We start from the raw sequence: 22,914 nt of genomic DNA on the forward strand, positions 1-22,914 counted from the left end.
CACGCGTGCCGCCCCACATCTCACCGCGCAAGCCATCGGTCCGTACGTGCACCAAGTAGGTACGGACTTACCCTGATACGCCCGTTCCGCGAGACGGTTCCCCACCCCGGCTCCACTGCCCCGGTGAGGACACCGATGCGACGCTCCACCCTGATCACCCGCGCTCTCGGCAGCGTGGCCCTGGCCTGCGCGGCAGTTGCCCTGGCTCTGGTCTTCGTACATTTCGACGCGCCTGCCCCGCGCTGGGACATCCTGTCGGCCCTCGGAGCGGCCGCCGTCGCCGCCGGGGGATGGGTGCTTGCCTGTCGCGCGGCACCTCGCTTCACCAGGGCGCGCTCAGCGGGACGGCCGTCCGCGGTGCCTCCGCTGCCGGGCCGGCTCCCGCTCCCCGCCCGGGACACGGGCCGTACGACAGGGGCGATCATCCTCCTGCTGACCCCGCTGTCGCTCGCCCGGCTGTCCGCCGGGGCCGGTGGTGTGCTCTCCGGGGTCGTGGTCCTCGTTGTCATCGTGGTGACCCTGAAGGCGCTCCTGTTCGCGCGCCGGCAGGTGAGCGAGGCCGAGACGCGCCGCAAGTTCCGGGTACTGACCGCTGACGCCGGCGGGGGCGAACTGCACGCCGCGCGGGTCCTGGTGGGGGAACCCGTCCGGATGCGTTTCCTGAATCGGGGCGACAGGCCGGGCGAGCAGGACGTCACGCAGTACCACTGGCTCGTCCTCCGCGACGGCGGACACGAGTTCAGGTTGTCCGGTCCTCCCGAGGAGGTCGGCCGGGCGGCCGTGCGCTTCGCAGGCCAGGAAGGGTGGATCTGCTGGCCGCGGCGGTGGAAGCTGATCGAGGGGGAACTCCCCGCGGCGTTCGTCGCGGACAGCGGAGAGGTGTTCATGGGCCTCGCGGATCCGGACGAGGCACGCCGGTATCTGACCGCCACCCAGCCGCTCCGTGCCGACCGCACCGTCCGGCGGCTGCCCCGTACCGCCAAGTTCTCCGCGCCTGTGCACGCCCGGATCCTCGGCGGCGCCCTGCTGGCCGCGCTGATTGTCTCCCCCGTCCTCTACTGGGGCCCCGCCCATCTGCCCGGCGTGGTCGACTGGCTCCTCTGCACGCTGGCTGCGGTGGCGGTCGGCATATCCGCTCTGAAGGGCACCGGAGCAGCGAACCAGGCCCTCCCGGACGGACCGTCCTGGACGGTGAGCGAGGAGTCGGATCCGTCGATCGCCTGAGCCGGAGTGCGACAGCCGGCGCGTGGCGGTGAGTGCGACAGCGGGTTCGCTCTCAGCCGCCGTCCGGCCGGTACGTCGCCTCGATGCCCGCGACGATCAGCCGCAGCCCCTCCTCGAAGCGCCGGTCGTAGTCGGTGAAGATCTCCCAGCCCGCCGCCGCGGTGAGCGGGTAGTCGGCGAACAGCTGGGCGCGCTCCGCCATCTCGTATCCCTCGCGGCGCTCGTCCGGCATCGGCTGGACGCCCTGCTCCTCGATGACGAAACCCACCGTGTACGAGTACGCCGTGGTCCCGGCCCGGACCGCCTGCGCCAGGCCGAACCCGCGGGAGGTCATCTCGCCCAGATGCCGCTCCATCGACTCCGCGTGGTCGGTGCCGGTGAACCGGGCGCCGCTGTAGACCCTGGCGCCGTCGCGGTGGCGCAGCAGCATGGCGCGCAGGGCGCGGTTGTGGGCCAGCAGCCCGTCCTGCCAACTGCGGCCCGCCGCCCGGGGACCCGTATCCGGCAGATCCTCGGCGATCATCCGCCGGTACATCAGCGTCGCCATCTCGTCGAGCAGCGACTGCTTGTCCTTGAAGTGCCAGTAGAGCGCCGGCGCCTTGACGTCCAGCTCCTTGGCGATGGCACGCAGCGACAGACCGTCGAGCCCCACCTCGTTCAGCAGCCGCAGCGCCGTTTCCGCGACGCGCGCGCGATCGATCTTCGTCGTTCCCACCTTGACAATTTAACAGCGTTAAGGGCACTCTCGAAACCATGGAACTTAACAGCGTTAAGGAACCTGGCGGACTGACCGGCGCACGGGCCGATGTGCTGATCGTCGGCGCGGGTCCCACCGGGCTCGCGCTGGCCACCGATCTGGCCAGGCGCGGAGTGCGTACGACCGTGATCGAGAAGGCGGACCGGCTCTTCCCCGGCTCCCGGGGCAAGGGCCTCCAGCCCCGCACCCTTGAGGTCTTCGACGACCTCGGCGTGATCGGCGAGGTGCTGGCTTCGAGTGCGCCGGCCCCGGTCCAGATGATCTGGCAGGACGGCGAGCGGCAGGGCGAGCACCATATGTTCGACCCGGTCGAGACGACCACGGCGGCGCCGTACGCGGGCACGCCGCGCATCATGCCGCAGTGGCGCACCCAGGAGATCCTCTCCGCGCGACTGACCGGTCTTGGCGGCGAGGTCTCGTTCGGCAGCGCTCTGACGTCCCTCACCCAGGACACGTCCGGAGTGACCGCGACACTCTCCACCGGCGCCACCGTCCGCGCGGCGTACGCGGTCGCGGCCGACGGCGGCCGCAGCACGGTACGCGCCGCGCTCTCCATCGCGATGACCGGCGAGTCCGTCGACCCCTCGTCCATGCTGGTCGCCGATGTGCGCGTCCCGGCCCTGGACCGGCTCAACTGGCATGTTTTCCCGGGCGACGCGGGCTTCCTGGTGCTCTGCCCACTGCCCGGCACCGAGGACTTCCAGCTGGTCGCGCGCTTCCCGGACGGGGAACGCCCCGACCTCTCCGCCGACGGCGTACGCGCTCTGATCGCCGCCCGTACGCATCTCGACGCGGCCGATGTCACCGAGGTGCTCTGGTCGTCGGACTTCCGGCCGCGTGCGGCCCTCGCCGACCGGTTCCGCGCGGGCCGCGTCTTCCTGGCGGGCGATGCCGCCCATGTCCACTCGCCGGCCGGCGGCCAGGGACTCAACACCAGCATCCAGGACGCGTACAACCTGGGGTGGAAGCTCGGCCGGGTGCTGCGCGACGGAGCTCCCGAGTCACTGCTCGACTCGTACGAGGCGGAGCGGCGCCCCAACGCGGCCGAGATGCTGGGCCTCTCCACCCGGGTCCACCGCGGCGAGCAGCGACGCGGCTCCGCCACCCAGCAACTGGGCATCGGCTACCGCGGCGGGCCGCTGTCCGAGGGCGCCGCGGGCGCGCTGGAGGCGGGCGACCGCGCACCCGACGGACCGCTCGACGGCGGGCGGCTCTTCGACGCCTTCCGCGGCCCGCACTTCACGCTGCTCGCGGTGGCCACCGACGCGGAACTGCCACCGCTGGACCCCGGTGCGGTCCATGTCCACCGGCTCGACGCCTACGAGCCGTACGGCAAGGGGCTGTTCCTCGTCCGGCCCGACGGATACATCGGCTGGGCCGGCGACGACGCCACCGGGCTGACCGGCTACCTCACACGCTGCTGAGCGAGAGCTTCACCGCGAAACCCAGGAAGAGCGCGCCCGCCGCCGTCGTCACGCCGGCGGAGAGACGCCTGCGGCGGCGGAAGGCGGCGGCCAGGCGGGTGCCGCCGAATATCAGCAGGGTGAGGTAGAGGAAGCTCGCCAGCTGCGCCAGCCCGCCGAGCACCACGAAGGAGAGTGCCGGGTAGGCGTAGTGCCGGTCGACGAACTGCACGAAGAAGGAGATGAAGAAGAGAATCGCCTTCGGGTTGAACAGGCTGACCACCAGGGCCCTGCGGTACGGCCGCTCCGCCGCGGCCGCCGGCTCGTCGGTGGTCTCCGCGGCCCCCTCGCTCTGCTCGCTCCGGTCGTTCCGGTCGCGCCAGAGCGCGCGGGCCGTGCGGACCATGCCGAACGCCAGATACGTGAGGTAACCGGCGCCCGCGTACTTCACCAGGCCGAACAGCAGCGGGTTGGCCTGGAGCAGCGAGGCGACTCCCGCGGCGGAGAGTGTCATCAGCACGGTGTCCCCGCAGAACACCCCGGCAGCCGCCGTGTATCCGGTGCGGACGCCGCGCCGGGCGGCAACCGAGAGCACATACAGCGAGTTGGGGCCCGGCAGCAGAATGATCAGCGCCAGGCCGGCGAGGTAGGTGGGGAGATCCGTGACACCGAGCATGAACCGAGTCTCGCACGCGGGTACGACAGCCCGGGAGTGACCCTCAGCACCCCGGGCCGCCTCGCCAACTGAGGAGGGGCCCCGACAGCTCAGAAGGCATCGGCAGCTCAGGAGGCATCGGCAGTTCAGAAGGCCCGGCATTTCAGGGGCATCGACAGTTCAGGAGCATCGGCAGTTCAGAAGGCGTCGACCGGCACGTACGTCCCCCACACGTCCCGGAGCGCGTCGCAGACCTCGCCGACCGTGGCCCGTGCCCGCAGCGCGTCCTTCATCGGGTACAGGACGTTGTCCGTGCCCCCGGCCGCCTGCTTCAGCGCGGCGAGCGCCGCGTCCACGGCCGGCTGGTCGCGGTCGGCGCGCAGCGCGGCCAGCCGGGCCGCCTGCTGGGCCTCGATGGACGGGTCGACGCGCAGCGGTTCGTACGGTTCCTCGGTGTCGAGCCGGTAGCGGTTGACGCCGACCACGACCCGTTCGCCGCTGTCGGTCTCCTGCGCGATCCGGTAGGCGCTGCGCTCGATCTCGCTCTTCTGGAAGCCGTTCTCGATAGCGTTCACCGCGCCGCCCAGGTCCTCGACCCGTTCCATCAGTGCGAGGGCCGCCGCTTCCACGTCGTCGGTCATCGCCTCCATCACGTACGAGCCGGCGAAGGGGTCGACGGTGGCGGTGACATCGGTCTCGTACGCGAGGACCTGCTGGGTGCGCAGGGCCAGCCGGGCGGACTTGTCGGTGGGCAGGGCGATGGCCTCGTCGAAGGAGTTGGTGTGCAGCGACTGCGTACCGCCGAGCACCGCGGCGAGCCCCTGGACGGCGACGCGCACCAGGTTGACCTCGGGCTGCTGGGCGGTGAGCTGGACGCCCGCGGTCTGCGTGTGGAAGCGCAGCATCAGCGATTTGGGGTTCTGCGCGCCGAACTCCTCGCGCATCACCCCGGCCCAGATCCTGCGTGCCGCACGGAACTTGGCGACCTCTTCGAGAATCGTCGTGCGGGAGACGAAGAAGAAGGAGAGGCGGGGTGCGAAGTCGTCCACGTCCATCCCGGCGGCGACGGCGGTCCGTACGTACTCGATGCCGTCGGCGAGCGTGAACGCGATCTCCTGCGCGGGCGAGGCCCCCGCCTCCGCCATGTGGTACCCGGAGATGGAGATGGTGTTCCAGCGGGGGATCTCGGCCCGGCAGTACTTGAAGATGTCCGCGGTCAGCCGCAGTGAGGGCTTGGGCGGGAAGATGTACGTCCCGCGCGCGATGTACTCCTTCAGGACGTCGTTCTGGATGGTCCCGGTCAGCCGGTCGGCGGCTACGCCCTGTTCCTCGCCGACCAGTTGGTACATCAGCAGGAGCAGCGCCGCCGGGGCGTTGATCGTCATCGATGTGGAGACCTGGTCCAGCGGGATCCCGCCGAACAGCACCCGCATGTCGTCGACCGAGTCGATCGCGACCCCGACCTTCCCGACCTCGCCGGACGCGATCTCCGCGTCGCTGTCGTGGCCCATCTGCGTCGGCAGGTCGAACGCGACGGACAGCCCGGTCGTTCCGTGCGCGATGAGCTGCTGGTAACGGGCGTTGGACTCGGTGGCCGTACCGAAACCGGCGTACTGGCGCATGGTCCACGGCCGGCCCGTGTACATCGACGGATACACACCCCGGGTGAAGGGGTACGCGCCGGGCTCGCCCAGCTTCTCGGCCGGATCCCAGCCGTCCTGCGCTTCGGGGCCGTACACGGGCTCGATCGGAAGTCCGCTCTCGGTGAGCCGGTCGCCGCCGGTTTCGTGTGCCATCTGCTGCTGCCTCCCGCGTGGAAAGGTTGCCCACCAGAAAAGCCACCCGCCATGAACCGGCACGAAGGCGACCTGGCAGTAAGTCCGACCCCCGCGACGGACTGTAGCGGTGGGCGTGGCGCGGGTGGAGACGCACACGCTGGGACCGCGCGCACAGCATTGGCTTTCGCGACGCCCGGAGGGGAAACACGCGGATCCCGGTGGGGGGGGTTGGGGCGGCACGAGAGCCCCGGGAGGGACGGGAGGGATTGGGGGCGCGGGTGGGTCCGGGGGAACGTAACCCACCCGCGCCGGGTGCGCGGAGCCGCAGGTACGGGGGGAACCCCGGCTCACACGCGGCCGATGACCAGTCGGCTCACTCTCTACTGCGCCGGGCCCCCGGAAAGTGTCACACCTGCGGATCGAACCCAGTGGCGGAGCACCTCGGTCACGGCAACGGAGCGGGTCCGGCACGACGGCGGAGGGCATCCGGTACGGCGACGGAGGGGGTCCGGCACGACGGCGGAGGGCATCCGGTACGGCGACGGAGAGGGTCCGGTACGGCGGCGGAGGGCATCCCTCACGACGGCCGAGCGGGTCCGGTACGGCGGCCGGGCGCATCCGGTACGGCGACGGAAAGCGGCCGGGCACGGTAGCGGAATGAGTCCGGCACAGTGGCGGAATGAGTCCCGCACGACGGCCGAGCGGACTGATCACAGCGGCGGAGCCGGTTCCGGTGAGCGTCCGTCAGCTGTTCGCCACTGCCGCTGCCGCCGCGCCGTTCCTTCCGCCCGGTGAGGGCGAGGCCGGCAGGTTGAGCGTCGGCGAGGGCGAGGGGCCGGGCGACAGGGAGGGCGCGGGGGCGGGAGACGTGGCGGGGGCGGCAGGGGTGAGCGGGGACGAGGGCGTGAACGAGACCCGGTGGCCGTCGGAGTTGCCGGTGCCCAGCACCCGTCCGCAGAACTTCTCGACGTTCGCCGCGCCGCCGGCCTTCGACTCCAGGGCCCGTCTGCGCTCACCGTCGACCCGGCCCGCACGGTAGTCGCGGCAGGCCTCGGCCAGCTTGTGCAACACCCCGGCACCCAGGCGGTGACCGCCTTCGGACGGCGTCGGCCTGTGCTGGTTCCCGGCGCCGGACTCCCGCCCGGTGCCTCCGGCCCTCGTCCCGTGCGTGCTGCCCTCTCCGCTGCCGCTGTCCCCGCCGCTCGCGTCGCCGCCGGGCTCGCTCGCCGGGGGCGAGGTCCGCGGGTGGTGCTGTCCCGGGCCGGGTTTCCCGCTGCCGTGGCTGCTGCTGTCCGGCCCCGGCGAGGAGCTGGTGGGCGTATCGGAGGGAGTTCCGGAGATGAGCGGCCGCGGTGTCGCGGCGGATGACACGGACGAGGCGGGCATCGGTGCGCTGCGGCCGAAGGGCGAAGGCAGCATGCCGGTCCCCGCGGCGACCGCCACCCCGCTCAGCGCGCAGCCCGCCACCAGGGCGGCGACACTGAACCGCACCGGTCGGCACCAGCGGCCGCCGGCCGTTGCCGGGGACTGCGCCGGTTCCTGCGCCGGTTCCTGCGCCTTCGCCGTACGCCGCACCGGTCCGAGCGCGTCCGCGCCGCCGTCCCTGGCCAGCCGGAAGGCCTCCAACGCGGCTTTCTCACCGGGGAGTTCATCGGTCCCGGCCCAGGAGGCCGCCGGAGCCGCACCGTCCAGCGCGGCGTGCAGCCGCGCGGCCTGCGCCCTCGCATGATCGTCGACGGCACCGACAGGCCCACCGCTCAGCAATCGCTCAGCCGTGTCCTTGTCAAGCCATTCGCACCGCTCGTCGGCCATCACATGTCCTTCTGCGTCCACGGACGCGAATGCGTCACACCGACCGCGTCTTTCGTCCCCTCGTGCGAGGAGCGCTGCGTGGGTACGGCGTCGAGTCCGTGCGGGCCCGCGTCGGGGCCCAGCAGTTCGGCCAGCTTCTTCAGCCCGCGATGCGCGGCGGTCCGCACCGCACCGGGCCGCTTGCCGAGCGCTCGCGCCGCGCTCTTCGCGTCCAGTCCCACGACGACCCGCAGCACCACCGCTTCGGCCTGGTCCTGCGGGAGCTGGGCGATGAGCCGCATCGTGCGTCCGGTGGCCAGGGCCTCGATGGCTTCTCCCGCGGTGTCCGAGTCGCCCGGCTCCGCCACCAGTTCGGACTCGTCGCCGCCGCCCGCGGGGCGCCTGCCCCGCATCCGTATGTGATCGAGCGCACGGTTACGGGCTATCCGGGCCGCCCAGCCGCGGAACCGGTCCGCGTCGCCGCTGAACCGCTGGAGGTCGCGGGCGATCTGGAGCCACGCCTCGGACGTGACGTCCTCGGCGTCCGGATCGCCCACCAGCGTCCGTACATACCCGAGCAGTCGCGGGTGCACCGCACGGTACACAGTCCGGAAGGCGTCCTCGTCCCCGTCCTGCGCCGCGAGCACCGCGGTGGTCAGCTCCGCGTCGTCCCCCAGCACTTCCTCAACCTGTCCTGCTGCACCGCTCCCCGCTGTGCAGCTGGTCGCCACTGCCGCGCCGCTGTGCGCAATCCGTCACGCTACGGCCTGTGCCCGGCCCGCGTCCACGTCTTGTACGACCTGCGACAACGCGCTGACTCTGCGCGGTGTGACAGAAAACGCACGCCCGGCGCTGAGAGAGGTACGGGGCCGTACCGCGGCTCCGGCGGACGGCGACCGGGGCCTCTCCTGTGGGGGGTGGCGGCCCCGGTCGTCCTCCCGTCTTTTACCGCCTTGACCTGCGGTTATGTCGTGTACATAACATGAACGTGACCAACCACGTGACCAACGCGCCAGCCGGTTCATGTGAGCTTCCCCGAACCGACGCGCTGCGCCGTCCCCGAAGCCGGCTTGTGGGCCCCCTCGACTCGGCGCTTGCCGTACTGGAACATCGTGCAGCCCGGAGACTGGTGCCGTTCGTGACACCCGACAGGATGTTGTGGATATGGCGAACGGACTTGGCCCCCAGCGGCTTCCCCCTGTTCGATCCCCCCTTCAGGCAGTCTCCGCCGGGCTCGGCCACCCAGGCGCCGTCGCGGACCTCGCCGCCGGGCTCGACGGCCGGCGTCCAGGCGCTTGGACCATGGGCGCCTTCAGCTGCTCCGACCTGAATACACCGCTGCGCGCTGACAAGCCCCTCGGTATGTGGTGAGGGCCCGACCGGTGCCTGCTGGTCGGGCCCTCGCTGTTGTTCTGGTGGCGGCTCGCGCCTGCCCCTCGGTCAGACGGCGGCAGGGGCGCCGAGCGTCGCGGAAGCCCGCTGGAACGGGGTGGGCGCGTGCTTGGGCGCGGCGGTGTGGGGGAGGCCGGGGCAGGTGAAGCCGAGCCGGGTCATGGCCCGGATGATTTCACCGGCGCTGAAATCGCGACGGTCCTGGCGTGTGATGACCTGCCCGACCTGCTTGATCGGGTAGGTGCGGCGGCCGATGATCACGGACTCGCCGATGACCTGTTCGGGCTTGACGCCCTTCATGGATTCCAGAACGCCGCTTTTGGTGAGGTCGAACGGGAACCGGGCGATGACACAGCGCATGATGCCTCACAGGGAGAAGGAAGAAGGGGACGGTGCGGCGGTGAAGCGGTTCAGCGAGCGAGGGCGAGGACGCCCGGCGCGCTGCCCTGCCCATCGACGACCGGCAGGGCGGCGGGCCGACGACCGCGCACTGCCTGCCTGGCTTCTTCGGCGATCGTGGTCACGGGTGAGGTGAACGGCCCGCGGTGGCCGAGCATGTCGCGCGGCTGGGCCCGGTCCGTGTCCGCGGAGCTGTCACGGACCGCAGCGAGCTGAGCCTGGGTGGCCTGTTGCGCGCACAGGCCGTCGTGGTCGCAGACGAGCAGGTGCCCGGCGCGGGCACTGGCCATGACGGGCAGGGCCACCTCGATGGTCATGTCGTCACCGGCCTGCGATCCAGCGGTGTCCGTGGCGTCGGCCACCGTCCCGTACACGGTTGCGGCGCTCGCAGGGCGGGGTTGCATCTGAACCAGTGCCAAGATGTGCCTCCTGCAGAGATGGGCCAGTTTCCGGATCAAGGGTTCTAGGGCCTGTCGTCAAGGTGCCGCCTGCCGCGCGGCGTCTGGCCCTAGGCCGCCGCGTCGAAGGAGGACTGACGCACGGTGACACGCCGGGCAGCTGATGCGGGGCTGCGACGGCCGCGAGAGGCCGTGTTGCGGGTGCGCTCACGCCGTGCGGCCACCGGCGCGGTGATCGTCACGGGAATGCCCGAGGGTGTCCGGGCGCCGGTGATCCGGCTGAGTGCCTCTTCCCCGGAGCGGACCGGGGTGGTCTGGGGGACGATGCCTGCGGCTGCCATGAGCCGGGTCATGTCGCGGCGCTGGTTGGGGGTGACCAGGGTGACGACACTGCCGGACTCGCCGGCCCGCGCGGTACGGCCGCCCCGGTGGAGGTAGTCCTTGTGATCGGTCGGCGGGTCGACGTTGACGACGAGGTCGAGGTTGTCGACGTGGATCCCGCGTGCCGCGACGTTCGTCGCGACGAGCACGGTGACGTGCCCGGTCTTGAACTGGGACAGGGTCCGGGTGCGCTGCGGCTGCGACTTCCCGCCGTGCAGGGCAGCGGCCCGCACTCCGCTGTTGAGCAGGTCCTGGGTGAGCCGGTCGACGGCGTGCTTGGTGTCCAGGAACATGATCACCCGGCCTTCGCGCGCGGCGATCTCCGTGGTCGTGCGGTGCTTGTCGGCGCCGTGGACGTGCAGGACGTGGTGCTCCATCGTGGTGACCGCGCCTGCGGACGGGTCGACGGAGTGGACCACGGGGTCAGTGAGGTAGCGGCGGACCAGGAGGTCGACGTTGCGGTCGAGGGTGGCGGAGAACAGCATGCGCTGGCCCTCCGGGCGTACCTGGTCCAGGAGCGCGGTGACCTGGGGCATGAAGCCCATGTCGGCCATCTGATCGGCCTCGTCCAGGACGGTGATCGCGACCTGGTTCAGCCGGCAGTCCCCCCGGTCGATGAGGTCCTTGAGGCGCCCCGGCGTCGCGACGACGACTTCGGCACCACGGCGCAGTGTGCTGACCTGCCTGCCGATCGGCATTCCGCCGACAACCGTGGCCAGACGCAGCCTGACCGAACGGGCGTAGGGAGTGAGTGCGTCGGTCACCTGCTGTGCCAGCTCACGCGTCGGCACGAGGACCAGGGCCAGCGGCTGGCAGGGTTCGGCGCGCTGTCCTGCTGTGCGGGCCAGCAGGGCCAGGCCGAAGGCGAGGGTCTTGCCCGATCCGGTGCGCCCGCGACCGAGGACGTCGCGGCCCGCGAGGGTGTTGGGCAGGGTCGCGCCCTGGATCGGGAACGGGACACTCATGCCCTGCGCGGTGAGCGATGCCAGCAGCCGCTCGGGCATGTCCAGATCGGCGAACGCCTCGACGGCGGGCAGCGCAGGAGTGATCGTCTTCGGCAGAGCGAACTCGCCCGAGGCCGCCGAGGGCCGCCGGCCATGGCCGCCCTGGCGGCTCGGCCCTGCGGAACGCCGCGGGGCGGGCGAGCCGGAGCGGTCGCTCCGGTGCGAACCGGCATCGGAGCCAACGGCGGGGCCACCGGTACGACGGCGGGAGGAGCGGTTGTTCGTACGTGAGGGGTTCATTGGAACCTTCCTTGACACGGCACGTATCAAGGAATTCTCGCAGCAGAACAACAGCGCGGGGAATCACAAGAACGGACCGAACGAAATGTAAAATAGGATCTGGCCTGCGGCGAATTCGGCGCGAGTGCAGGCGATAAAACGGCGACGTCATGTCGGCAGGAAACGCAGGACGTCCACCGGTGCGGTTACAGAGAGGTCCGCATTCCTGAGGAGGAATTCGCGGGCGTCGTTGCCCCGCGGGCGGAGTCCCGGGAAATGCCCGTAGCTGGGGCCCGCACCCCGAGGGATGCGGGCCCCAGCTACGAAGTACGCGTCGGCGTCAGACGGGAACGATGTTCTCGGCCGTCGGGCCCTTCTGGCCCGCCGCGATGTCGAAGGTCACCTTCTGGCCTTCGAGCAGCTCACGGAAGCCCTGGGCGGCGATGTTCGAAAAGTGGGCGAACACGTCGTCGCCGCCACCGTCCTGCTCGATGAAACCGAAACCCTTGGCCGCGTTGAACCACTTCACAGTGCCAGACGCCATGTCATATCTCCTTGTGGGGCAGTACGCCGGGATCCGCAAGCCACGGATACCGGGTCGCCGAGATGATGCCCCGCCCGGAGAATAGCCGGAAATACAAAACGCTTCCTGTAGCTTAAATACCGGCGGAAGCGTTGAAGTTTTTGGGAACCACGACTGCAACTGAGATCGACAGTAGCATGCGGTAGTGACCTGCGTACGATTAACAAATCCACTCTGTTCGCTGCGGTAAACACACTGTCCGCGCGGCACATTGAACTCTCGTCTCGCGGTCATAGATATTGACCCACCCGCAACGCAACGTTCCAGCAAGAGCTCTCGTACATTACGGCTCAGAGGGCATAACTGTCGCTGTGGCACCCTCTGTCCGGACCGCGGCCCATCAGCCCGTATGCCGGTACTGAAGTAGATCAAGACCGCGCAGCGCTGCTGCTGCGCGGCCTGTCGCAAGTGCCCGGATCCCACCGCCATCGCCTGACGGCCGGCGCCCACCGTTCGTGGCGAACGGTCGAAGAGCAGCCTGCCGGGGCAGCTACACACCCCACAGTGCGGGCCGCGATGGCAGGGCGGGCACTCTGCGCCTCAGCCTGCGGTCGTCGGGTTCTCCGACTCGGAGGCGCGACGGTATTCGGCGTTGATGCGCTGGGCTTCTTCGAGCTGGTCTTCGAGGATGACGATGCGGCAGGCAGCCTCGATAGGGGTGCCCTGGTCGACGAGTTCCCGTGCTCGGGCGGCGATACGCAGCTGGTAGCGGGAGTAGCGACGGTGGCCGCCCTCGGAGCGCAGCGGGGTGATGAGGCGGGCTTCACCGACAGCGCGGAGGAAGCCCTGGGTGGTGCCGAGCATTTCGGCGGCCCGGCCCATGGTGTAGGCGGGGTAGTCGTCGTCGTCGAGACGGCCGAAGGAGTCGCCTGCTGTCATTTGCACCTCTCTGTGGAACGCATCGAGGGGCCCGAGTGCCGCATGGCACCCGGGCCCCGAAGGAACTGCTACACCATCTGTCGGCCCTGGTACTGCGCCGACCTTCTGCTTCCGCTGACCCGACCTGGAAGTTGTCGGGGTTGCGGGGATCGCGGTTGCTTGACCGGAGACCACCTCACTATCGATGTCCTGCGGTACCCGGGCTCAAGACTCCGCCCGGGCGATCCTGATGGCGCCTGCTCCTCCGTTCTTCCCTCTGGGATCAATCACTTACCTACTGCTGATACCGCCGTCCTGCGCCCTGCTCTGTGGCCTGTGGCAGCGCCACTCTTCGACAGCCAGCCCCGTCGCCCGTCCTGCGTCTGCTCCGGCTTAGAACCCCACTGCCGAACCTCCCGGTGCGCGCGTCCGCAGCCGACGCCTTCACCGAGGTGCTGCTCACTCAACTTCGCTGCTGGATACCGCTACTGCGTGACCTGCGGTACTGCTCGTGGCGGCCCCTGATCACCGCGGGCCACCCGGTCCGGTCGTCAGTCCCGTCGCCGTCCTGCAACAACTCTGGCTTCGAAACTCCACCACCGCACCGTCCTGCGAACTACAACTGCGGATACCGCTCCCCGGCAGTTCGTTTCTGCCGGGCCCTGCTGTCTCTCTGGGCTACGAGAGAAACCATAACCACACCACCACCCAATGTCTATTCCGGCCGACATAGATTTCCGTGACCCGGGTGGAGAGATAGTCGGCCTCGGCCACGGGGCGGGTACGTGGCCGTGTCGTTCCAGTCAGGCTTGCCCACTCCGACCTGGCCGTTGGGCCGGCCTCGACGCCGTGCATGCCGCAGCCGCCCCGCCTGGGGCTGTGCGGATGACGATCTCCTTGTCCGTGACCAGGCAGACAAGGCGGTGCTCGTCGTCGATCCGCCTCGACCACGCCCCAGGCAAGTGGTACTTGAGTGGCTCGGGTTTGCCGATTCCTGTGAAGGGATCACGCTTGACGTCTGCGATGAGCCTATTGATCCGGGCGAGCATCTTGCGGTCGTTCTTGAGCCAGGACGTGCAGTCCTCCCAGCCCTGATCCTCGAACACGAGCCTCACGCAGCATCCACAGCAGGGCCCGTGACATCCGGATCGATCAGCTCGCGCTCCGATACGTTGATGTCGCCCAGAGCTTCTCGTACGCCTTGAGCAGACGCCGGGCATTCGCAGGCGAGCGCAGGAGATCGGGGTCGGGCCCCGATCACCCTCCCGACTTTTCCGGTTCGAAACTGCGGTTGCGTCGCCTACATACCAACCGCATGCCCAGCGCGCCAACCAAATCCATCCGGGCCTCCCCGGAGCGATGCGTTCTTGCGCCCCGCCCGTCACGGCTGCCGTCGTCGCGGCGGGGTCGGCGTCCGGCAGGACCAGCGTTGCGCATCAGCCGTTTCCGCGCGCCCCGGACGGTGCAGGTCAGCCGGAACCGTCGGCCGTCCTCACTGGGACGAAACGCCCTTTCAGGAACAGTCGCAGTTCGTGACCCAGGTCCGGTTCACCGCTTCGCCGAAGCGTCGGTGGCTGCGGCTTTGGCTGTGGCTGTGGCTCGCGACCGGGATGAGGTGGCGCCGGCACGGTCGCGGTTGGCACGGATCTCGTCGTGATGGTCGGCGGCCCAGCCGATCAGCTGCATGACGATCTCGTGCAGGCCGCGACCGAGTGGGGCGAGGGCGTACTCCACACGCGGCGGCACCTCGGCGTAGGCGGTCCGCGTGATCAAACCGTCCTCCTGGAGCTGGCGCAGGGTGTGGGTGAGCATGCGCTGGGAGATGCCGGGGATCTGGCGCTGCAGGTCGGTGTAGCGCAGTGGGCCGCCCTCCAGGACGCCGACGATCAGCATGCTCCACTTGTCGCCGACCCGGTCCAGGACCTGCCGGATGAAGGCCATGTGGTCGGCGGGGATGCTCGCGCACGGCCCGATCGCCGCCGCCATATCCGTACCTGCGCTGTCCTGCATGGCGCCCATTCCTCTCCGTCGCGCACACCGGTGTGCCTTTTGTAACGCCTTCCATACTGGCGCATCATGGCGTTACGAACAAATGAGAGGAATTGGAGGTCAGGCCATGAAGGTAGAGATCTGGGCCGAGATCACCTGCCCCTGGTGCGGACTCGGCGGCTGCGCCGTCCCGGCCCGCCCCTGACCCGTCACCCCATCCCCCACTCACCCGTCTCGTTTCACCCGTCTCGTTCTCCTCGAAAGGCACAACCACCATGTCGTACCTGCTCCACATCGACTCCTCCTCACTCGGCGAGGCCTCCGTCTCCCGTCAGGTCGCCCAGTCCTTCCGCGACCAGTGGCAGGGCCCTGTCGTCCACCGCGACCTCGCTGCCGCCCCGGTCCCCCACCTGACGGCGGCGGGCATCACCGCCCGCATCACCGACCCCGGCCGGCACACCCCCGAGCAGGCCAAGGCCGCAGCTCTCCAGGACGAGTTGATCGAGGAGTTCCTCGGCGCCGGCACGTACCTGTTCACGGTGCCGATGTACAACCTGTCGATGCCGTCGGTGTTCAAGGCGTGGCTGGACCAGATCATCATCAGCGAACGCACCCTGAGCCTCACCGGCCCTTCCCCCGCCGCGGGCCGCCCTGCCCTGGTGATCTCGGCCCGGGGCGGTGGCTACGGGCCCGGCACCCCCAGGGAGGGTCTCGACTACGTGGTGCCCACGCTGGAAGCCGTGCTGGGCCGCGCCGTCCTCGGCCTGGACGTCACCACCGTGATACCCGAGCTGACCATGGCCCCGGTCGCTCCGGCCCTGGCCCCTCTCCTCCCCTTGCACGAGGCGTCCATGACGGCCGCCCACGACAAGGCCCGCACCCTCGCCACGACCTTCGGCACGGCGGCTGCCGCCTGACGTATCTCTCCAGGTGATCCAGACCCCGGCCGGTGTCGAACTGATCCAGGGCAGCCCGCGCCTGACACACAAGTCGGCGCAACCACCGCCCTGTCCGCAGGAGTTGGAGGAGATGTCCAAGGTCCTCGTGTCTTCGGCGCCGGCGCCGACCTGTCCGCCCCCCCGAGGAGATCCGGGGGCGGCCGGGGCCCAGAGCGTCACACCCGGCCGCCCCCTGTGCGCCCTCGTTGAGTCCACCGTTGGCGGGAAGAACCCCTCATGTTCAGTACACAGGACGAATGGAACACCGGCTACGCCGAAGGCAGCCGCTATCGCCGGCTCAGCGACAGTGAGCGCTCGCTGCTGGCTGCCCATGCCCCGGCGCCGGCCGGCGGAAGAGCTCTGGACGTCGGGTGCGGGGTCGGTGAACTCGCAGCCCACTTGGCCGTCCTCGGCTACACCGTGGACGCCGTCGACTGGTCCGAAGCCGCCCTCGCCGACGCCGGCACCCACCATGGCGAGGCAGCCCGATGGCTACGCCTCGACGTCGAAAGCGACGACTGGGCACCCCTCGCCGACGGATACGACCTGATCACCCTGCGGTTCGTGGCTCCGTTCCTCACGTCCCGCGACCGCACGCTGCATGCCCTGGGGCACCGTCTGCGCCCGGGGGGCGCCCTCGTGGTCATCACGCCGCTCGCCGCCGATACCCCGGCCGAGCGGCGTGGGATCGCACTCGACGAAGACGAACTCACCGCGCTCCAGGCCCGCTGGTCCACCTCCGAGCGCCACAACACCGAAGGGCTTGCCTTCCTGATCCTGCGCGGCCCGGGTACGGACGAAGCCCCCTTGCAAGGCAGTCCCCCGGCCGCCGGAGCGCAGAGCAGCCTGCCCGACACCGGGAGTCTCGGTGCTGCCGGGTCCACGTCGTCGCGGCGGCATGACTTCCACCTCCCGGGGCGGCATTACGGGCAGGTGGAGTCGGGCCGAAAGACGATCGAGGTACGCGTCCGCACTCCCACGACGGCGGCCGTCGAAGTCGGGGACACAGTCGTCTTCCACGACCAGGACAGCGGTCGGGAACTCGACATCATCGTGAAGCGGGTCACCCCTTACGCCTCGTTCGAGGAACTGCTCAGCGCGGAGGACCCCGCCCGCATCGATCCGGACGGACTGCGCGAGGACCTGCTGACCGGACTTCGCACCGGCTGTCCGGCGGCCGAGGCGTCTCCCGGTCCCCTCGCCTTCGAGTTCGACCACCGCCCCGCTCAACCCGGCCGCCCCATGCCGATGACACCCACGGAGTACGCACAGACCGTCCCGCACCACACCGTATACGGCTGCCTGTACGTACGTGACGCGTACGACCGGCCGGTACAACTGCGCTCGGTCTACGGATCCCGGCTCTGGCAGTTCCCTGGCGGCAACCTCGACACGCTGGGGGAAGACCCACTGCAGACCGCCCGCCGCGAAGCCGTGGAGGAGACCGGCCTCGAACTCGGCCTGGACACACCGCGGCTGCTCCTGACGCACTTCCTGCACGCCGGCCCCCGGTCGCCCCTGAACAAGGTGGGTCTCATCTTCGACGGAGGCCGGCTCAGCGCGGAGCAGCTCAGCCGGATCCGCCTTGATCCCGTCGAGCACGACATGTGGGCCGTCCACGACCTCGCCGGCTGGCGGGAGTTGATGGCGCCCCGGGGCTTCGTCCGTCTCGACGCCGTCGAACGAGTCCGGCTCGGCGAAGGCCCCGCGTACCTCATCACGCACACCTGACCGCGTCGATGACCGCGTCATGTACCGGGGAAGACGCGGGCCGCCGCCCGCCGTGGGGATCCGCCGCGTGACCCACCGGCCGGCACCTCACGCGAACCTCTCCGGACCAAAGCGGCGGGGCCCGCCGCCGTCAGAACGCGGGGCGGACGGCCCCGACCGGCTCGCCGTGGCCGAGTACCGGTGCGGTGGCGAGCGCGGTGAGCGTCTCGTCGCCGTCCACGTCCACTCCGAGGCGGCGCAGCGCGGCGACCATGACCACCGGGCGGGACCGCTGGGAGCCGTCCGCGATCTTGAGCGCCACCGCGGACCCGTCCGGCAGGCCGAGCGCGTACACGCCCTCGGCGCCGTCCTTGGCGACGGCCCCGGGCAGGGCGCCCATGATCCGCGTCACGTCCCGGCCGGTGCCGCCGACGTACCGCGGGTGGGTGTTCATCGCGCGGGCCACGCGGTGTTCGAGACTGCCCTCCGGCGCCGAGGCCAGGCGGCCGAACGCCCGGGCCAGGCCCCGCAGACTGATGGCGAACAGGGGCGCGCCGCAGCCGTCGATGCCCGTGGCCGCGATCCTCTCGCCCGCCAGCTCCTCCAGGGTCTCGCGCAGCACCACCTGGAGCGGGTGTTCGGGGTCGAGGTACGTGGCGGTGTCCCAGCCGTTCACGACGCAGGTCGCCAGCATGGCGGCGTGCTTGCCCGAGCAGTTCATCGTCAGGGGGGTGGGCTGCCCGCCGCCCACCAGGTAGGCGCGCAGCGCGCCCTCGCCGATCGGGAGGGCAGCCGTGCAGCGCAGCGCGTCCGTGCCGAGCCCGGCCGAGCCGAGTATCGCCCGCACACCCTCCAGGTGGATGTCCTCGCCCGAGTGGCTGGCGCATCCCAGTGCCAGGAGTTCGCCGTCAAGACCGAGCCCGGCACGGAGCATGCCGAGTGCCTGGAGGGGCTTGTTCGACGAGCGCGGATACATCGGAGCGTCGACGTCCCCGATCCGCAGGACCTCCGCACCGTCCGGGCCGGTCGCGAGGACCGTCCCGTGGTGCACGGACTCCAGGAAATCCCCACGCCAGACCTCGGCCACCACGGTGTGCATCAGTTATGTCCGCCTCTCCAGTCTCTCCTGTTTCGGTCAACTGTTGACAGTTACCACTTGGCGACGGGCATGTCGAATGTGCGGCCGATTTCGCGGACACCCCTTGACACCTGCGGAAACACGCCTGTCAACTGGCAACTGTCAACACCTTGGTGGTCCAGAGGAGGCGTCATCCGTGAGTGAGACACTGCAACGAGGCCTCGCCGTCCAGGTCGCCGAGGTGCTGCGCGAACGTCTGCTCGGCGGCCACCTGCGACCGGGAACCCGGATCAACGAGGTGGTGCTCGCGCGGGAACTCGACATCAGCCGGGGACCGTTGCGCGAGGCCGTGCGGCAACTCGTCAGTGAGGGCCTGCTCGTGCACAGCCCCAACCGCGGTGCCACGGTGTTCACGGCGGAACCGGACGACGTAAGAGCCCTGTTCGAACTCCGTACGGCGCTGGAGACAGCGTCCGCCCGGCTGGCCGCGGAGCGCCGCGACGAGAAGGACATCGCTGCGCTGCGTTCGGCCTGCGCCCGGGCGCGGAAGACCATCCAGGGCGGGCGGCGCTTCGTCCACCGGCTGGACCTGGACTTCCACCGGACCCTGACGGACACCGCACGAAGTCCGCGCGTCGCGGAACAGTTGTGGCGGGTGCAGCAGCAGATCATCCTGCTGCGCAGTCCGCTGGACGTCCCGGCGGCTCACACGGCCGACTCCCTGGACGACCACGAGGAGATCGCCGCCGCCGTCGCCGACGGTGACGGGGAGCGGGCCGCGGCGCTCATGGACCTCCATCTCGGGCGGGTACGGGCCCACATGACGGGCTCCCCGACCGGCTGACCCTGCCGGCCGACCTCACCGGGTGACCCCACCGGCTGGCCCTGCCGGACCGATCCCACCGGCCGACCCCACTGGCTGACTCCACCGGCTGACCCTGCCGTCCGAACCCCGCCGGCCCACCCCACGGCCGACCCCACCGGCTGACCCTGCCGGTCGAACCCACCGGCCGACCCTGCCGGACCGATCCCGGCACAGTGGCGGGGGTGCGTCCGCGCCCCCGGAACCGGCTCCGCATGCCGTCGCGCCTCCGCCTCCGCCGCGGCGTCCCCAGCGGCCGGCTCGCCCTTCCCCCACACCGTCCAACTGCCCGGCCCCGCCGGGCCACTGGAGTACCCGAATGACCGACTCCTCCACCGCGGCCGCGCCCCCACGCGAGCGCCGCACCCCCGGACTGCTCGTCGCCGCACTGCCCGTGGTGCTGATGCTGATCGTGATGATCGCGGGCACCGTCTGGCTCGGCCTCGACCCCGTGGTCCTCCTCGTCGCGTCCTGCGCCGTCACCGGCGTCATCGCCCGGTGGCTCGGCGTGACGTGGGACGAGATGCTCACGGGCATCCGGTCGAAGATCGACGCCGCGATGCCGGCGCTGCTGATCCTGATCTCCATCGGCATGCTCATCGGCACCTGGACGCTGAGCGGCACGATACCCATGATCGTCGACTGGGGGCTCAAGGCCATCCAGCCGTCGTGGATCGTGGTGCTGTCGTTCCTGATCACCATGGTCGTCTCGACGGTGACCGGTACCTCCTGGGGCTCCGTCGGCACCGTCGGTGTCGCCCTGATCGGCGTGGCCGGCGGGCTCGGCGTGTCCCTGCCCATGACGGCGGGCGCCATCATCTCGGGCGCCTACTTCGGCGACAAGATGTCCCCGATGTCGGACACCACCAACCTGGCTCCCGCCGTGGCCGGTTCGAGCCTCTTCGAGCACATCCGGCACCTCCTCTACACGACGGGTCCGGCGGCGGTCCTCTCCTGCGTCCTGTACTTCTTCCTGGGCCGCGCCCAGCACGCCGACGGGCAGGCCGCCCGGCGCACCGACGCCCTGCGGGGCGTGCTGGAGCAGGGATTCCATTTCAACCTGCTGCTCCTGCTGCCTCCGGCGGTGGTGCTCGTGGGCGCGATCGCGAAGAAGCCGCCGCTGCCGACCATCATCGTCTCGTCGGCGGTCGCGGGGATCCTGGGCGGTGTCTTCCAGGGCTTCTCCCTCCAGCAGATCGGTTCCTCCGCCTCGACCGGTTTCACCGTGTCGATGCTGAGCGGCCACGGAGGCATCGATCCCCAGCACCTGTCCGCCGCGGCCGGCACGCTCCTCAACCGCGGCGGCATGGCATCGATGGCGTCGACCATGCTGATCGGCCTCGCCGGCTTCGCCTTCGCGGGCATCCTGACCGAGACCGGCTGCCTGGACGTCCTGATGCACCGGCTGCTCGCCAAGGTCCGCAGGACGGGCGGGATCATCCTCGCCACCGCGCTGACCTCGGTGGGCACCGCGCTCGCCATGGGGGTCTCGTACCTGACGATCATTGTGCCGGGCCAGGCGTTCCGGGACATCTACCCCGAGCGCGGCCTCGCCCCGAAGAACCTGTCGCGCACGCTGGAGGATTCCGGCACGGTCTTCGTGCCCCTGGTGCCGTGGACCGAGGCCGCCACCTACATGTCCACGACCCTGGGTGTCGCCACCATGGCGTACGCGCCGTACGCGTTCCTGAACTACTTCGGCGTGATCATCGCCGTGATCTGCGGCTACACCGGTTTCGGCATCGCCCGCCAGGAGCCGGTGCACCGGACCGCCGTGGAACCCGCTCCGGCCGCCGTCTGATGCGCGTCCCGCCGGAAGGCCGCCGTCTGATGTGCGTCCCGCCGGAAGGCCGCCGTCTGATGTGCGTCCCGCCGGAAGACCTCGGGAACCATGCCCGCTCTTCCCTGTCTCCGGTCAGGGCTGGATGTTCTCCAGGTCCTCCAGAAGGCCGGGCTGCTTCGGTTCCCAGCCGAGCACCTGCCGGGTGTGCGCGCTGGACGAGGGCTGGTCGGTCGCGAAGATCGGACCGAGAGGACCGTAGGTCTCCGCCGGCACGGATTCGACCGGCAGGTTCAGCCGTCGGCCGATGACCGCGGCGATGTCACGCACCTCGCCCCCCTCGTCGGCCACGGCGTGCCAGGAGCTGCCGGCCGGCGCGTGCTCCAGGGCGAGCCGGAAGAGAACGGCCGCGTCGAGTGCGTGCACGGCCGGCCAGCGCTGTGCGCCGTCGCCCGGGTAGCCGGACACTCCCGTCCGGCGTGCGATGCCGGTCAGCATTCCGGCGAACCCGCCCGTGCCCCGATGGTGAACGGTGCGCGGCAGGCGTACGGCCGCGCTCCGGACTCCGCGCGAGGCCAGGCCCAGGGCCGCCGTGACCGCGCGACCGCGGCCGCCGACCGGCCCGTCGGTCGGCACCGGGTCGGCCTCGGTGGAGGCGCGGCCCGGCACAGCGGGGGTACCCGAGACGGTGACGAACGGGCGGTCGCTGCCGACGAGTCCCTCCCCGAGGGCCGCGAGGGCGGCACTCTCCTCGGCGACCGCCCGCGCGAGGGCTTCGGGGCTGCTGAAGTCGTTGCTGAACGCCAGGTGGATCACCCCGTCGGCCTGGTCAGCGCCGGCGCGAAGGACGTCCAGATCGGCGAGGCCGCCCCGGAGCGGCTCCGCGCCGGCCGCCTCGACGGCCAGCGCGGAAGCGTCCGAGCGGGCGAGCGCGAGCACGGCGTGACCGTTGCCGAGCAGTTCGGCGACGACTGCGGACCCGACCAGGCCGGTGCCACCGGTGACGAAGACACGCATGAGACTCTCCCTAAGCGATGGGACTCTTGTCCCATCACCATAACAAAGTAATGGGACAAGAGTCCCGTCACATGCGGTTCACCTACGATGGGCTCATGGGTCGATGGGAACCAGGTGCACGCGAACGCCTCGTCGTGGCTGCCGTCGACCTGTTCACCGAGCAGGGGTACGACGCCACCACGGTCACGCAGATCGCCGAGCGCGCCGGAGTCACCAAGAGCACCTTCTTCCGGTACTTCCCCGACAAGCGCGAGCTGCTGGTGGCGGGGCAGGAGACGCTGTGCCGGCTGCTGACCGAGGGGATCGCCGAGGCCCCCTGTGACGCCGGCCCGCTGGAGGCGGTCGCTGCCGGTCTCGTGCGCGCCTCAAGCGCGATGGGCCCCATGAACCGCGAACTCGCCCCCCGCCTGAAGGCGGCTGTCACCGCCAGCACCGAACTTCAGGAGCGTGACGCCCTCAAGAGCGTCAGCCTCGCGGCGGCGGTCACAGCCGCCCTGGTCGCCCGCGGCATACCTGAACCGACCGCGGCTCTCGCGGGCGAGCTGGGCGTCCTCGCCTTCAAACGGGGCTACGCCGAATGGTCCGACGGCGTCCGCGACACCGAGGACGGCCTCGCCGAGCACACCCTGGCGGCCCTGGACGAGCTGCGTACGGCGAGCGCGTCGCTGCGCTGACCGGAGTTGAGCATCGCAGGGACC

At 70.5% G+C, this 22,914-nt stretch carries 21 protein-coding genes; 7 read left to right on the forward strand and 14 right to left on the reverse strand.

What is annotated here, in order from left to right; genetic code table 11:
• Positions 1-135 precede the first annotated feature (135 nt).
• Positions 136-1,224 (forward strand): hypothetical protein, encoded by a 1,089-nt coding sequence (locus tag OG385_RS10620; protein WP_266853997.1) that lies wholly within the window; start codon positions 136-138, stop codon positions 1,222-1,224.
• Between the two features lie 52 nt (positions 1,225-1,276).
• On the opposite strand, the gene OG385_RS10625 is transcribed toward OG385_RS10620, so the two are convergent.
• Positions 1,277-1,939: a TetR/AcrR family transcriptional regulator gene (locus OG385_RS10625; RefSeq protein WP_266853999.1), complete on the reverse strand. Its 663-nt coding sequence runs from the start codon at positions 1,937-1,939 to the stop codon at positions 1,277-1,279.
• A 38-nt stretch (positions 1,940-1,977) separates the two neighbouring features.
• Between OG385_RS10625 and OG385_RS10630 the strand changes: the two genes are divergently transcribed.
• The gene (locus OG385_RS10630; protein WP_266854001.1) at positions 1,978-3,405 is read left to right on the forward strand and encodes an FAD-dependent oxidoreductase; all 1,428 of its coding nucleotides are present in this window, start codon (positions 1,978-1,980) and stop codon (positions 3,403-3,405) included.
• Here OG385_RS10630 and leuE read toward each other — a convergent pair.
• The 11 genes from leuE to OG385_RS10685 form a co-directional block, all read right to left on the reverse strand.
• Entirely contained in the window at positions 3,392-4,060 is a 669-nt protein-coding gene (gene leuE / locus OG385_RS10635) for a leucine efflux protein LeuE (RefSeq protein ID WP_266854003.1), read from the reverse strand. The two genes, OG385_RS10630 and leuE, sit on opposite strands and share 14 nt — an antisense overlap.
• 176 nt (positions 4,061-4,236) lie before the next feature.
• Positions 4,237-5,835 carry a methylmalonyl-CoA mutase gene (locus tag OG385_RS10640; protein WP_266854005.1) on the reverse strand — a complete coding sequence of 533 codons (1,599 nt, stop codon included), beginning with the start codon at positions 5,833-5,835 and terminating at the stop codon, positions 4,237-4,239.
• A 726-nt stretch (positions 5,836-6,561) separates the two neighbouring features.
• Positions 6,562-7,650: a hypothetical protein gene (locus OG385_RS10645; protein WP_266854007.1), complete on the reverse strand. Its 1,089-nt coding sequence runs from the start codon at positions 7,648-7,650 to the stop codon at positions 6,562-6,564.
• Positions 7,629-8,288, reverse strand: coding sequence for an RNA polymerase sigma factor (locus OG385_RS10650; protein ID WP_266854009.1), 660 nt, complete (start codon positions 8,286-8,288; stop codon positions 7,629-7,631). The genes OG385_RS10645 and OG385_RS10650 overlap by 22 nt, the downstream gene beginning before the upstream one ends.
• Before the next feature lie 760 nt (positions 8,289-9,048).
• Positions 9,049-9,360, reverse strand: a complete 312-nt coding sequence (locus tag OG385_RS10655) for an SCO5918 family protein (RefSeq protein ID WP_266854011.1) — start codon at positions 9,358-9,360, stop codon at positions 9,049-9,051.
• A gap of 50 nt (positions 9,361-9,410) precedes the next feature.
• On the reverse strand, positions 9,411-9,818 hold the full coding sequence (locus OG385_RS10660; protein ID WP_266854013.1) for a hypothetical protein: 408 nt from the start codon (positions 9,816-9,818) through the stop codon (positions 9,411-9,413).
• Positions 9,819-9,907: 89 nt separating this feature from the next.
• Positions 9,908-11,422, reverse strand: coding sequence for a DEAD/DEAH box helicase (locus OG385_RS10665; protein ID WP_266854015.1), 1,515 nt, complete (start codon positions 11,420-11,422; stop codon positions 9,908-9,910).
• Between the two features lie 319 nt (positions 11,423-11,741).
• Positions 11,742-11,945 (reverse strand): cold-shock protein, encoded by a 204-nt coding sequence (locus tag OG385_RS10670; protein WP_266854017.1) that lies wholly within the window; start codon positions 11,943-11,945, stop codon positions 11,742-11,744.
• A gap of 579 nt (positions 11,946-12,524) precedes the next feature.
• Positions 12,525-12,863 carry a MerR family transcriptional regulator gene (locus OG385_RS10675; RefSeq protein ID WP_164258491.1) on the reverse strand — a complete coding sequence of 113 codons (339 nt, stop codon included), beginning with the start codon at positions 12,861-12,863 and terminating at the stop codon, positions 12,525-12,527.
• 782 nt (positions 12,864-13,645) lie between these two features.
• On the reverse strand, positions 13,646-13,957 hold the full coding sequence (locus OG385_RS10680; protein WP_266854021.1) for a Txe/YoeB family addiction module toxin: 312 nt from the start codon (positions 13,955-13,957) through the stop codon (positions 13,646-13,648).
• A gap of 433 nt (positions 13,958-14,390) precedes the next feature.
• A complete protein-coding gene (locus OG385_RS10685; RefSeq protein WP_353963164.1) occupies positions 14,391-14,852 on the reverse strand; it encodes a helix-turn-helix domain-containing protein in 462 nt (153 codons plus the stop codon).
• A gap of 254 nt (positions 14,853-15,106) precedes the next feature.
• Between OG385_RS10685 and OG385_RS10690 the strand changes: the two genes are divergently transcribed.
• Together OG385_RS10690 and OG385_RS10695 are read left to right on the forward strand one after the other, a co-directional pair.
• Positions 15,107-15,748: an FMN-dependent NADH-azoreductase gene (locus OG385_RS10690; RefSeq protein ID WP_266854025.1), complete on the forward strand. Its 642-nt coding sequence runs from the start codon at positions 15,107-15,109 to the stop codon at positions 15,746-15,748.
• A 258-nt stretch (positions 15,749-16,006) separates the two neighbouring features.
• The gene (locus OG385_RS10695) at positions 16,007-17,500 is read left to right on the forward strand and encodes a methyltransferase domain-containing protein (protein WP_266854027.1); all 1,494 of its coding nucleotides are present in this window, start codon (positions 16,007-16,009) and stop codon (positions 17,498-17,500) included.
• A gap of 130 nt (positions 17,501-17,630) precedes the next feature.
• Here OG385_RS10695 and OG385_RS10700 read toward each other — a convergent pair whose 3' ends face one another.
• A complete protein-coding gene (locus OG385_RS10700; protein ID WP_266854029.1) occupies positions 17,631-18,578 on the reverse strand; it encodes an asparaginase in 948 nt (315 codons plus the stop codon).
• Between the two features lie 175 nt (positions 18,579-18,753).
• On the opposite strand from OG385_RS10700, the gene OG385_RS10705 reads away from it, so the two are divergent.
• Entirely contained in the window at positions 18,754-19,401 is a 648-nt protein-coding gene (locus OG385_RS10705) for a GntR family transcriptional regulator (RefSeq protein ID WP_266854031.1), read from the forward strand.
• 337 nt (positions 19,402-19,738) lie between these two features.
• Complete coding sequence (nhaC, locus tag OG385_RS10710; RefSeq protein WP_266854033.1) at positions 19,739-21,220, forward strand: Na+/H+ antiporter NhaC; 1,482 nt, start codon at positions 19,739-19,741, stop codon at positions 21,218-21,220.
• 114 nt (positions 21,221-21,334) lie between these two features.
• On the opposite strand, the gene OG385_RS10715 is transcribed toward nhaC, so the two are convergent.
• On the reverse strand, positions 21,335-22,216 hold the full coding sequence (locus tag OG385_RS10715) for an SDR family oxidoreductase (RefSeq protein ID WP_266854035.1): 882 nt from the start codon (positions 22,214-22,216) through the stop codon (positions 21,335-21,337).
• 95 nt (positions 22,217-22,311) lie between these two features.
• Between OG385_RS10715 and OG385_RS10720 the strand changes: the two genes are divergently transcribed.
• Positions 22,312-22,890 carry a TetR/AcrR family transcriptional regulator gene (locus OG385_RS10720; protein WP_266854037.1) on the forward strand — a complete coding sequence of 193 codons (579 nt, stop codon included), beginning with the start codon at positions 22,312-22,314 and terminating at the stop codon, positions 22,888-22,890.
• Positions 22,891-22,914 lie beyond the last annotated feature (24 nt).

It is taken from the genome of Streptomyces sp. NBC_01306 (assembly GCF_026340465.1).
Lineage (GTDB): Bacteria > Actinomycetota > Actinomycetes > Streptomycetales > Streptomycetaceae > Streptomyces.